Annotated in this window: 14 protein-coding genes and 2 pseudogenes; 5 read left to right on the top strand and 11 right to left on the bottom strand. The window is 39.2% G+C overall.

The window, feature by feature from the left end; genetic code table 11:
• Positions 1-1,027: 1,027 nt before the first annotated feature.
• Together Xmir_RS01110 and Xmir_RS01105 are read right to left on the bottom strand one after the other, a co-directional pair.
• Positions 1,028-1,336: pseudogene (locus tag Xmir_RS01110) on the bottom strand (IS30 family transposase); the annotation flags it as partial.
• Positions 1,337-1,409: 73 nt separating this feature from the next.
• A pseudogene (locus tag Xmir_RS01105) lies at positions 1,410-1,631 on the bottom strand (LysR substrate-binding domain-containing protein); the annotation flags it as partial.
• Positions 1,632-1,700: 69 nt separating this feature from the next.
• Between Xmir_RS01105 and Xmir_RS01100 the strand changes: the two are divergent.
• The 3 genes from Xmir_RS01100 (at position 1,701) to Xmir_RS01090 (ending at position 3,748) form a co-directional block, all read left to right on the top strand.
• Positions 1,701-2,363, top strand: coding sequence for an MFS transporter (locus Xmir_RS01100; RefSeq protein WP_244170829.1), 663 nt, complete (start codon positions 1,701-1,703; stop codon positions 2,361-2,363).
• A 351-nt stretch (positions 2,364-2,714) separates the two neighbouring features.
• The gene (ubiT, locus tag Xmir_RS01095) at positions 2,715-3,236 is read left to right on the top strand and encodes a ubiquinone anaerobic biosynthesis accessory factor UbiT (protein WP_099112648.1); all 522 of its coding nucleotides are present in this window, start codon (positions 2,715-2,717) and stop codon (positions 3,234-3,236) included.
• Positions 3,230-3,748 (top strand): GNAT family N-acetyltransferase, encoded by a 519-nt coding sequence (locus Xmir_RS01090; protein WP_099112647.1) that lies wholly within the window; start codon positions 3,230-3,232, stop codon positions 3,746-3,748. Before ubiT ends, Xmir_RS01090 begins: the two co-directional genes overlap by 7 nt.
• On the opposite strand, the gene Xmir_RS01085 is transcribed toward Xmir_RS01090, so the two are convergent.
• A complete protein-coding gene (locus Xmir_RS01085) occupies positions 3,702-4,076 on the bottom strand; it encodes a GIY-YIG nuclease family protein (protein WP_145956855.1) in 375 nt (124 codons plus the stop codon). The genes Xmir_RS01090 and Xmir_RS01085 overlap by 47 nt on opposite strands.
• Positions 4,077-4,348: 272 nt before the next feature.
• On the opposite strand from Xmir_RS01085, the gene bhsA reads away from it, so the two are divergent.
• Together bhsA and Xmir_RS01075 are read left to right on the top strand one after the other, a co-directional pair.
• The gene (gene bhsA, locus Xmir_RS01080; protein ID WP_099112646.1) at positions 4,349-4,600 is read left to right on the top strand and encodes a multiple stress resistance protein BhsA; all 252 of its coding nucleotides are present in this window, start codon (positions 4,349-4,351) and stop codon (positions 4,598-4,600) included.
• Between the two features lie 117 nt (positions 4,601-4,717).
• Complete coding sequence (locus tag Xmir_RS01075; RefSeq protein WP_099112645.1) at positions 4,718-5,149, top strand: YhbP family protein; 432 nt, start codon at positions 4,718-4,720, stop codon at positions 5,147-5,149.
• 62 nt (positions 5,150-5,211) lie between these two features.
• Here Xmir_RS01075 and nrdG read toward each other — a convergent pair whose 3' ends face one another.
• From nrdG to Xmir_RS27795, 8 genes are all read right to left on the bottom strand, one after another.
• Positions 5,212-5,676 carry an anaerobic ribonucleoside-triphosphate reductase-activating protein gene (gene nrdG / locus Xmir_RS01070; protein ID WP_099112776.1) on the bottom strand — a complete coding sequence of 155 codons (465 nt, stop codon included), beginning with the start codon at positions 5,674-5,676 and terminating at the stop codon, positions 5,212-5,214.
• A 4-nt stretch (positions 5,677-5,680) separates the two neighbouring features.
• On the bottom strand, positions 5,681-7,597 hold the full coding sequence (gene nrdD / locus Xmir_RS01065; protein ID WP_099112644.1) for an anaerobic ribonucleoside-triphosphate reductase: 1,917 nt from the start codon (positions 7,595-7,597) through the stop codon (positions 5,681-5,683).
• 193 nt (positions 7,598-7,790) lie between these two features.
• Positions 7,791-8,177, bottom strand: a complete 387-nt coding sequence (gene ridA, locus Xmir_RS01055) for a 2-iminobutanoate/2-iminopropanoate deaminase (protein WP_099112643.1) — start codon at positions 8,175-8,177, stop codon at positions 7,791-7,793.
• Between the two features lie 132 nt (positions 8,178-8,309).
• Positions 8,310-8,774 (bottom strand): aspartate carbamoyltransferase regulatory subunit, encoded by a 465-nt coding sequence (gene pyrI / locus Xmir_RS01050; protein WP_099112642.1) that lies wholly within the window; start codon positions 8,772-8,774, stop codon positions 8,310-8,312.
• A 277-nt stretch (positions 8,775-9,051) separates the two neighbouring features.
• Positions 9,052-9,795 (bottom strand): metallophosphoesterase family protein, encoded by a 744-nt coding sequence (locus Xmir_RS01045; protein WP_099112641.1) that lies wholly within the window; start codon positions 9,793-9,795, stop codon positions 9,052-9,054.
• Entirely contained in the window at positions 9,792-10,418 is a 627-nt protein-coding gene (locus Xmir_RS01040; protein ID WP_244170833.1) for a VUT family protein, read from the bottom strand. The genes Xmir_RS01045 and Xmir_RS01040 overlap by 4 nt, the downstream gene beginning before the upstream one ends.
• A 68-nt stretch (positions 10,419-10,486) precedes the next feature.
• A complete protein-coding gene (locus tag Xmir_RS01035; RefSeq protein WP_099112639.1) occupies positions 10,487-10,969 on the bottom strand; it encodes a hypothetical protein in 483 nt (160 codons plus the stop codon).
• 10 nt (positions 10,970-10,979) lie between these two features.
• The gene (locus Xmir_RS27795; RefSeq protein WP_244170828.1) at positions 10,980-11,633 is read right to left on the bottom strand and encodes a helix-turn-helix domain-containing protein; all 654 of its coding nucleotides are present in this window, start codon (positions 11,631-11,633) and stop codon (positions 10,980-10,982) included.
• Positions 11,634-11,776 lie beyond the last annotated feature (143 nt).

Raw genomic sequence — 11,776 nt, 5'->3', positions numbered from 1 at the left:
CTGATCTGAGATATCACGAAATAGTTAACAAGCTCTGTTGAATGGTTAATGAGCAGACTATTGATCTGTAATTTTGTCTTTATAAGGTTTTTTATTCCAACATAAAATCAATTTTTGATCAATATAACTTTTGTGATTAATCGTTCTTAAAAAACAGGGAGTATGGGAAAAAATAGGTTTGATGAGATCAGGCGTTATTTTGATAGTTAAAAAGAGTTCTGTTTATTTACCTCATTAAAAACAAATAGTTATAATTTTGTTTTATATTTTATTGATATCCTCAATTAGACCGAAATAAAGGCAGCATAAAAATGTAAGCCAATGTGCTTTGTTAAATTATTGTTAAAATCTATTGTTTATTTGGGATTCTTACTCCTATCATTCTAGGTTCAATTAATGTACAACCATGGCTGCATGGTCGGAGAGAAAGTGAATTTTTGTTATTCATAGTCAACAAATATCGAGAAGTTTTTTTTAAGATCAAAATGCAAAATCGTACATAGGTCATATAATTAATAAAGTTAAGCCCCTTTATTCTGTTATGAAAAATTAAATTTTAAGTTTAATGATTATAGAATCTTAGTATGCAATTTTATTGCATAATCATAACTATCTCTTGAAGATAGGTTTTAATTAACCTTGTTTCTGGCTAATATTTTTCAAAATAAAAATACGATATAAACATTAATATAGCTAATAAAAGGTAATTCGATCGGTATGCTGCTCAATCAGGAGTTTCGGGATATTTTCCGGCGCGTTAAATGATTTTTATTTTTGGTCTGGGTGCTTATATTTATAACGAAAGAGAATAAGAGAAATTCTTATTTTTAAATTCTCATAATTTATGTGTTTATTTAATATCATAAATCTGTTAAATAGTTTGATATCTGAATGGCGTAAGCCTGATGTTTTGTAGTCTATACCAATTCATGGTATTTCTGTTTTATATATTGAAATGTTTCTTGCATTCACATAATAAGCTAACCACCATAATTACTATGATACAAGTGCAACACCGTAATAAACGAAGTAAACGAGTGGATATTCCTTTAAATAACTCATTCGGTGTTTTGTAATCTTGTGTCTTCCGAGGGCGTTTATTTAATCGATTGGCGACGAGATTTATCTCCCACTCTGATACCTTATTAAAATCGGTCCCTTTTGGGAAGTAATCTCTGATTAATCCATTGGTGTTCTCATTTATTCCTCCTTCCCAAGGTGAATAAGAGTGGGCAAAATAAATCTTTGTCTCTAAATTTTTACTGATAAGCTCGTGTTTGGCAAATTCCAATCCGTTATCAACAGTGATGATTTTAATCTTTTGTTTTAGTTGATGGTGGCGTCATTCAAAGTATTTTGTGAGATGAAAGAACAAGTCGGGATGATGATAATTTTACTGGCTTGTTCAGTTACTTATCCCAAGGGGGAATTCTCCACTCTTCGGTGAGGAACTCAATAAAACTTTTGATACGTTGTGGAACGGGTCGTTTCCCTGCCCTCACTATATTAATTGGAGAGGTTTCTTCTTGCCATTCCGGCAGGATTTGGATGAGTTTATTTGAGCGAATTAAATCTGCTACATCCCAGGTTTCTCGAAGTGCTATACCCAGACCTGCTGCGCACCACGTTCGTAAGACATCACCATTTTTTTAATTATCGCTGCTTGTGGATTGGCTGGAACGATTGGTATTGGATTCAAAATGTCAAAAGATGCCGGAGAGCAGGCTGTGAAAGTCTCTGCTGGCTGGCGCCATCTTATTATCCTTTTTGATCGACGTTTACTGGCAGGGGCAAGCGTTCCAATGCTCTCCTATACCGCGTCATTTGCCCTGTACACATTTATTACCCCTATATTATTGACGATTACAGGAGTCAGTGTTGAAACCGCCAGTGGAGTTTTGCTTGCTTACGGTGTTGGCGCCGCTGTTGGTACAGTTTGGGGAGGAAGACTAACAGATCGACAAGGAATGGATATTGCCTCACTTATCTTTCTTGTTGGTATTGCAGTTGTATTGGCGGCCATGAGTTTCAGTCTTACCAATTCTGTACTAATGATTGGCTTAGTGGCTTTACTTGGATTGACAACTTATGGGGCAATTCCACCGCTACAGTCAAGGATACTCATGCTGGCAGAGCGGCACACACCGTATGCAATGGATATTGCTTCGGGCATGAATATCGCTGCTTTTAATGCCGGGGTTGTTCTGGGGTCTGTGACTGGGGGTTTTACAGTACGAGAGTGGGGATTAGAAACACTAACATGGGTAGGTGCAGGAATGGGGGTACTGGCTATCGTATCTCTTGTGTGGCAAAGGGTTATTCCATCTATGCGTGAGCAACGTTCAATCTCTAACTCACTATAATTCTCCTGTCGCTCACTGTACTACAGGATACAGGAGCGGCCTCAATTGAGGCGCAACGCCTGCCCAGCCGGTCACGGTTGTAGTAAGCCAAATAATGGAATGGATTGATTTGGAGCAGTTTCAGTGCAACTCCCACGAAGATAAACGCTAATTTACTGCCATGTATGGTTGGTGTGGCTATCGTATTATGGGTGAAATGCCCCGTATGCTCAAAAAATAGCTTGCCCGGAAATTTGTTCTGTAGACGTTTTGTGATAAGGGATTTATTATCGATTCTTGATGTAGGATCGGGAAATACAGCAGGATTTTGGCAGAATAGCGCGTCACTTTGCACGAAAAGGAGTCTGAGCTGTGTTAGGTAAAATCCACTTCCATTTGGTCAATCAAGGGCCTGCATTACTGCGTTTCCCATCGAAGGTTACTCCTTTCGTCTTACAGCGTCAGGTGCTGGAACCGTTTCTTGGCTGGCAATTTCGAGCAGCATTGGCTGAAGGGGAGCTGGCGTTTTTAACTTCCCGTTGGTTGAAGGTGGAAATACGGGATCTCGGCTTACACGGGTTCATCAGTGTGCAGGATAATCGTTTGGTCGTCAGGCAGCATGCGAGTGAAGACGTCAGTTTTAGTGGTAATGCAAATGATTTCATTCTTATTGCTGCCCGCAGGGAAGATCCTGATACACTGTTTTTTCAGCGTCGTTTACGGATTGAAGGAAACTCAGAATTGGGACTGCATGTAAAAAATTTAATGGATTCCATTGGATTGGAATCTATGCCATCCATTCTTCGCTTTGGTTTATTGCGTCTGGCTGAATTTATCAAAGCGGGACAGAAAGAGGGCGTTGATCAGAACGATCGCGCGTTATCGTCATGTTAATCAGGGTCGAAATTCCGGTCGATGCTATGGGGATTGATCGTTTATTACGTCAGTCTTTTGAGACATCGGCAGAAGCTGAGTTAGTGAGTCAATTAAGAGAAGATGGCTTGTTGACACTGGGCATTGTTGCGACTGACGATGAAGGCCATGTGATTGGCTATGTCGGTTTCACACCTGTTGATATCAATGGGGCAGATCATCAATGGGTGGGTTTGGCATCATTGGCGGTGGAGGAGGAGCACCGTCATCATGGGCTCAGTGAAAAATTGGTGTACGAAGGGCTGGATAGCCTGAATGAGTTTGGATATAGCGCGGTTGTGGCCCTGGGAGATCTTGAATATTACGGCCGTTTTGGTTTTAAACTTGCCAATGAATATCAATTATCTTGCGAATGGCCTGATTGCGAGGATTATTTCCTGATCTACATGTTGGCTGATATTTCACTGAGTGATTGCCATGGTCAGGTTACTTATCCTGCCCACTTTGATAATCTATGGTCTCTGCCAAAATAAGGCTCTCTGATTGAGTAAAAAACTTCTCAGATAAGCCGTTTTCTATCAAATAAGTCGTTATACAGGGAGGCTGGTTCAGAATCAGCCTCTCCTTTTGCTGTTTATTCAGCTTCTTCACACGATATTCAACTTTCAGCGCCATGCTGCGATCCCCGACCAAACTTTGATAAACCAATGTCAATGGTGCTTTCCCCTTGAGGGCCTTTGCGCCTTTTCCTGATGCGTGCTGCATAAAGCGACGGGATACATCTGTTGTGATCCCAGTATATAAGGTGCCATTTTGTGCCCTGATCAGGTAGAGATACCATTGAGATACTTTAATTTTCATTATTTAATTTTAATAATTCCGAAAGTTTAATTACAGCGTGAAATTAATGTGTCATTAAGCTTTAGACTGATTTTTTGGGTGCTTTTCTGATTTAACAATATGAATTTATTAATAATATATTCAAGCTGGCGTCTTTGGGTAGCCAAAGTTGTTCAAAATAATTGAAAAAATATAGCAATAATTGCTAATTATCATATTCGGAACAGGCGTATAACATGGTCTGCATCACGAGGGATAAACCCTATTGTATAAAGTGAGCAGAGGAGCAAAATATGAAAAATGTAAAAAATATCGTCGCTGGTTTAGCATTATGTGCGGTTTCATTTGGTTCATTTGCAGCAACTGAAGTTCAAGTTGCTAAGGGAGATAAAATTGGTGTTGTCTCAGTTACTGGTGCCGCTACACTAGATAGCCTGACTGTAGAGTTGTCCAAAAAAGCTGACAAAGCTGGTGCAAAATATTTCCGTGTTGTTTCAGCAAATGGTCAGAATAAACTCAATGGCGTTGCTGAAATTTATAAATAATTTATAGTGTTCCATGCAGCCCACCTTGGTATATTGAGTCGAACATAGAACACGAAGCTGGATAAATTTCCAGTCGTGTTCTGTTCTGAACAGGCTAAAATAACAGTATGGAACCCTATGAGTTTAAATAAAGAAAATTTAATAATTAGTCAATATCTCGCCAAACAACATGTATTTACGCTTTGCACTTCTTCAATTCAAGATTTATGGTGTGCGAGCTGTTTCTATGTCTTCGATGCTGACAATATGGCATTTTGGTTTATGACTGAATCTGATACCCGGCATGGTCAAATCATGCAGCAAAATCCTGTCGTTGCAGGCACTGTTGCTGACCAAACCCGCAATATTGCCCACATTAAGGGTATCCAATTTCGTGGCGAAGTGATTTTGCTGACCGGTGAGGCTGAAACTGCGGCCAGGGCGCATTATTGCCGCCATTTTCCCATCGCCTTAACAGCTAAGACCCCTATCTGGCAACTTAACCTGAATGAAATCAAAATGGTGAATAACACGCTGGGTTTTGGCAAAAAATTGCACTGGCAACGTTAATGCTGCCGTAACTATTATCGTAACGTAATATCATCGTAACGTAATATCATCGTAAAGTAATATCATCGTAAATAGTGGATAACTTGATTACGGCTGCCCCGCCAAATTAATGTGGGATCATATAACTCTTGTTCAAATTTCCCATCAACCAATACGTGGATGCGGCTGATAATTTCTTGCTGAATCTCATTTAATTCATTGAGAACATAGCCTGTCCATAGCCAGATATCCTTATCTGGGCATTCTTCTCTTACACGCTTAACCAATTGTAAGATGGCAGGTAAATTATGGGGGTGCAGGGGATCGCCACCGGATAATGATAAACCTTGTCGTTGAATACGATGATCTTTTAAATCAGCGATGATTTGATTTTCCATTTCCAGTGTAAAAGGCAGGCCAGAATCAACCCGCCAGGTACTTTGGTTATAGCAGCCACGACATTGATGCAGACAACCTGACACAAACAGCGTGCAACGGGTTCCGGGGCCATTGACCACATCAACTGGATAATATTGATGATAATTCATGTTATTAACCCATTTGGCCATGACTAAGGTGTTTCACGCGGCGTTTCACTTCTTCCTGTTTTCCGGCATTGAATGGCCGTGCATCCGGGCTGCCAAGATAGCCGCAAACACGGCGAATGACAGAAACATGGGCCGGGTCATGATTGCCGCATTGAGGACAAGTGAATCCTTTGCTGGTACAGGCAAATTCTCCCGTAAAACCACATTGGTAGCACTCATCAATGGGGGTATTGGTGCCATAGTAAGGAACACGTGAATAGCTATAATCCCAAACATCTTCCAATGCCTTCAAATTATGTTGTAGGTTGGGATATTCACCGTAGCAGATAAAACCCCCATTCGTTAACGGTGGATAAGGGGCTTCAAAATCAAGCTTATCGTAGGGATTAACCTTTTTTTCCACATCCAGATGGAAGCTGTTGGTGTAATAACCTTTATCGGTGACACCGTGAATGACACCAAACTCGGCAGAATCCAAGCGGCAGAAACGGTCACATAAATTCTCGCTTGGCGTACTGTACAAACTGAATCCATAGCCGGTCTCCAATTTCCATTGATCAACCGCCTGACGTAAATGCTTAACAATGGAAATGGCTTTCTGTTGGCGCTGTTCATTATCAAAAAGGTGAACGTGATTACCATATAACGCATTTATCGTTTCATGGATACCGATATAGCCCAACGAGACAGAGGCGCGGCCATGCCTAAAAATCTCAGCAATATTTTCATCGGCTTTCAGACGAACACCACAGGCACCTTCCATATAAAGGATTGGTGCAACCCGGGCCTTGGTATTTTCGAGGCGAGAGATGCGGGTCATCAGGGCTTTTTTCGCGAGCAACAAACGCTGATCCAAAATCTGCCGGAAGCGGGCTTCATCGCCTTTAGCCTCCAGCGCAATGCGGGGCAGATTCAGGCTGATTACTCCCAGATTATTGCGCCCTTCGTGGATTTGCTGACCATTTTCTTCATAAACACTGAGAAAACTACGACAACCCATTGGTGTTTTAAATGAACCGGTCACGTTGACAACTTGATCATAATTGAGAATATCGGGATACATCCGTTTGCTGGCACATTCCAGCGCCAATAATTTGATGTCATAGTGGGGATCACCAAACCGGTGGTTCAATCCATCACGAATGGCAAAAACCAGTTTGGGGAAAACGGCGGTCTTGCGATTTTTTCCCAAGCCAGCAATGCGGTTGCGCAAAATCGAAATTTGAATCAGGCGGGCTTCTTTTGATGTTCCCAATCCGAACCCAAAGGTAACAAAGGGAGTTTGTCCATTGGCGGTATGCAGCGTATTGACTTCATATTCCAGAGATTGGAAAGCGTCATAACACTCTTTTTCTGTGCGGGCTTCCGCATAAGCAGCTTGATCGGCAATCTTCCATTCTTTAGCAATTGCCAGATGCTTGTCATAGCTGGCTTTTACAAAAGGAGCGAGAACTTCATCAATGCGGTTAATAGTCGTCCCACCATAAATATGGCTGGCAACTTGCGCGATGATCTGAGCCGTGACCGCAGTGGCGGTAGAAATGGATTTAGGTGGTTCAATTTCCGCATTGCCCATCTTAAAACCGTTGGTCAGCATACCCTGTAAATCGATCAGCATACAGTTGAACATGGGGAAAAAGGGAGCGTAATCCAGATCATGGTAGTGAATTTCTCCCTTTTCATGCGCGACAACCACATCAGTAGGCAGCATATGCTGCTTAGCATACTGTCGGGCGACAATCCCGGCCAATAAATCGCGTTGAGTCGGGATCACTTTGCTGTCTTTATTGGCGTTTTCATTAAGCAGAGAAAAATCACTTTGCTCGATCAAACCACGGATTTCCTGATCTAATTGATCATGCCATTTATGGGAATTCACAATAAGGCTCCTCAATAGGTTATCCACAGGCGAAAATGACATGAATATTCGCTTTTTGTTGGGTGTGGATAATTTTGTGCATAAATACTACATATAGTAAATTTTGTGTATTTAAACACAATATATAGATCATTTAAGCTAATATACAACCAACAAAGTTGATCTGAGACAAAGAAAGGGAGGGTTGTAATAGCAACCCTGATACTGGAGTGATCAGGGCTGAAAGAACGTCAAATTAACCGCGAACGGCGATGGCTTCGATTTCGATTTTCACATCTTTTGGCAGACGAGCCACTTCAACACATGAACGCGCAGGGAATGGCGCATTATGTTCAGCGAAGAATGCTTCGTAAGTTGCGTTTACGGCTGCAAAGTCATTCAGATCTTTGACAAACACGGTGGTTTTCACGATATCAGCTACTTTCAGGCCAGATTTTTCGATAATCGCTTTAACGTTTTCCAAAGATTGACGTGCTTGAGCGGTAACTTCTTCAGGGATATCGCCGGTTTTTGGATCAACAGGGATCTGACCGGAAGTGATAACCATGCTGCCCAGATCAACACCCTGAACATAAGGGCCGATTGCCGCTGGTGCATTTTCGGTATGAATAGAACGTGACATTAGAAACTCCTGTTTAACGTCTGAAATAGGAAATGTTGCGGGACCGCCATTATAGTGATCCCCTGCCTTGTATCAATTGATGCAGGACATTCTATCCCACTCAAATGGGAGATAGATTGTTTAAAGCGATGCTTAATCGTTATTAATAACCGCTTGGCGATCAAACTCTTTTTCACAATATTTACAGCGCAATACGGCATCATCTTTCGCTGTCATCACATGAAAACTGCTGTTGACGGGCTCATTATGGCTGATGCAATTGCTGTTTGGGCAAATAAGAATACCATCAATTCGTTCTGGCAGATTGATCGGCATTTTTTTAACGACAACATAATTTTCAATATTGTTGATTGTCGCATGAGGTGCATACATAGCGAGCTGGTTTGCTTGCTGCTCCGTCAGGAAGGTGTTTTCAATTTTAATCAGATCCTTTTTACCCAGATGGTTGGAAGGCAGATTCAGGCCGATGGTAATACGTTGGTCGGTTTCGGTGAGCTTGAACAGCGACAATAATTTAAAGCCGACTTGAGCCGGAATATGATCGATAACCGTGCCACATTTAATGGCTTCTACTTGTAGTTGGTGATCTTGAGTCATGTTGTGTCATGAATACCTGTTCGGTATTCCTCCTCCAGATATTAGGGGATCAAGGGAACCTGCTTATTTTGTCACAGACGATTTGGCATTTCATCTGATTAACTCTTTAATTTAAAAGATGATTTAATTTATTGATTGAAATTCAATAAAATCGGCTGCCCTGCATTTTTGTTGTTAATATGTAAAAGAATTGTTGTTTAATAACCCTCAATCCAATAGATTTTAAATCGCAGTGCAGCCAACAAAGCGGCAACTTGGAAAGCAGAAGGTATCGACGTCAATAAATACATGATGTTACAGATAGATCAAATGAGAAATCTATCACGTTGAAGCCGAAGCCTTTTGATATCTTGACGGTCTCTGTACCCGGTAGCCACTGGAATACAACAGCGGGGGCAACACATGTTGTCATCGTATTATGGTGCCAAATACGTGAAGTGTGAGCGTGCCCGCTACCAATAAATTTAACCTTATATTTCTCGCAAAGCTTCAATAATTCTTTGCCATTATTCAACATGCAGTTATCGACAATGGGGATTCCGACTGGAATAGCATGATGGTGCATGAATAAAGCAATATTATAGTGACTGTTTGCAATAATTTTTCGCTCTAATTCTATAAGAGTATCTTTAGAAATAAGACCATGATCTTCTCCTGCTACAACAGTATCAACTGAAATAAAATGCCAGATTCTATTATTATATTCATTGGAGTTGATAATGTATTTGCTTTTTTCTTCTGCGAGTGCGATATCAAAGTTATTCTTGAGATCATGGTTACCCAATATAGCAAGATAAGGTAAATTTAACGATTCCATTTTATTTAAGAAATATCTATAAGAATCGACTTCACCATCATTTGAAATATCACCGGAAACTATAATTAATTCTATTTCAATAATACTTTTTATTCTCAGTATTTCCTCACAAACAAAATCAAAATTATCATAAGGATTGACATCAAATATTTTCTGTTCTCTGCTTCGGGTTAAATGTATGTCTGTTAAATGAATGACTTTCATTTTTTATTACCTCTGAAAAGAAATGGATTGTATGATATATTCCAATCGTATATATCAGTTGACTCTAATTTTTTTATTTTATCTGCCAGGAATATGCCTATCGGCAGAAGGATAATGGACATGACTACCTTATAAGACCATGTTGTTGCAATGATTGTGATTAATTCATTGAAACTATATTTTGAAGAGAGGCTTATAGGATAAGCTGACAGTAGAAGGGCCGCTTGAGTAATCATTGACGCAATGATATACCTTATAAAAAAGAATCGGCCAAGAAATACTTTTTTTAAGTTAGATATAACGAATCCGTTTATAAAGTAAGAAATGGGTACGGAAGTCCATGTTCCTACCATCACTCGCCAAAACTCCCCAAATAATGACCTGAAATTCATTGAGATTTGATTGTTTTCCGGTTGAGAGTGTGATGCTGCAAAGATAATCATGACAAAGATGGATTGGCATAAAACGATTATCCAGACTGTTCTGACTCCTTGCCTGTATCCATATACTTCCGTCTGAATTGTGGATATTAAGAAATAAAAAGAGAATAAAATTCCACTAAATGTGATTTTAAATCCATTGAAATCTAAAGTTTTGTATACAAGAACATCACAAGTTATCATTATTGTGACAGATAAGGAAATGAATAAGGAATCATATTTGAATTTTGGGTGAGTAGGATAAGAGTGAGTCACTTTATTACCTTTAATTTTGTGGGCTTAGATGATTTTATTTTTTCTGCTTTTGATATCTCATCGGAAATTTTTCTTCCATCTTTTAATCCAGACATATAAGCGATCCTTACAAGGCTCGTTGGATCTAAATTCTCAACGATATTCTGATCTATCAGTAATTCCTTTCCATTTATTCTTCTACGAGAGTAGGCATTTTGTATTGTGAATGATAAATCTCTTCTTTCTTCTACTATTTCAAATTTTTGTTTTTTCCTCATATCATATTCTTCAAATTGTGTTATAAATATGATATCAACGGGATTTATATTATATAATAAATCACCTTTGAAAATATCTTCTGCTGTTGCTTTTATACATGTATGTGTACCTAATTCTTTCAGTATGTAAAATCCATGTTCTTTTACTGGTTCGAACCGCTGTAAGCTGTATATATAACGAGGTTTGAATGTTTTTTTGAAAAAATCAATTAATTTTCCCATTATAACTTTCCTATTTTAATTTTCTAATTGATTTAATCACAACACCAATAATTGTATAATTCTGAGTCAATACTGTTTTACGTTCATTTTCAATGCCTAATATTGAAAAATAGATACCACTTTCTCCGACAAAAACTTGTCTGAAACAAATAGGGACATCTTTGATTTTTACAAGTACGACATCACTGTCACAAAAGCTTTCAGCTTTAGAAACTATTGCAATAGTGTTGCTATCGAAGTACGGAGATAAAAGGTTATTGGAAAATTCGACTGCAAACAGAGATTCTTTGTCTTCATCTTGCACACTGAGTTTATATAGATTTGTATTGACTATCTTACCTGATACATAACCGTCTAATTCATCATAGCGAACGAGAGGAACGGCTGAAATAGTTTCTTCGTTTTCCGTTGACTCAGATAATTTATTATCTGTAATTTCACCAATGTTTACACCAAATACATCCGCAATAGAGGAAATCGTAGCAATAGTCGGATTACCAACACCTCGCTTGAGGCTATTGATAGTCGCAATTCCTAAACCTGTCAATTTACTGAGGACTTGTGAATCTATATTGTTTTTTTTCATTAAAAAAGCAATATTTTGTGCGATGTTGGAGAGTAGAGTATCAGCTTCGCTTGCTTTTTTATTGTTCGATTCTTGCATTATATCATCTCTTTGATAATATATTATCGTGCGTTGATATTCATAACCTAATCTTATCTATTAGGGTTTGGTAATACAAGTGCTCAGCATCAGGGAAATTGAGAGTTTGTGTTGGAGACTCAAGGAAGGGATATGAAAAAAAG

It is taken from the genome of Xenorhabdus miraniensis (assembly GCF_002632615.1).
The sequence above is the reverse complement of the archived record's forward strand: the minus strand, read 5'-3'. Positions and strand labels throughout refer to the sequence as shown.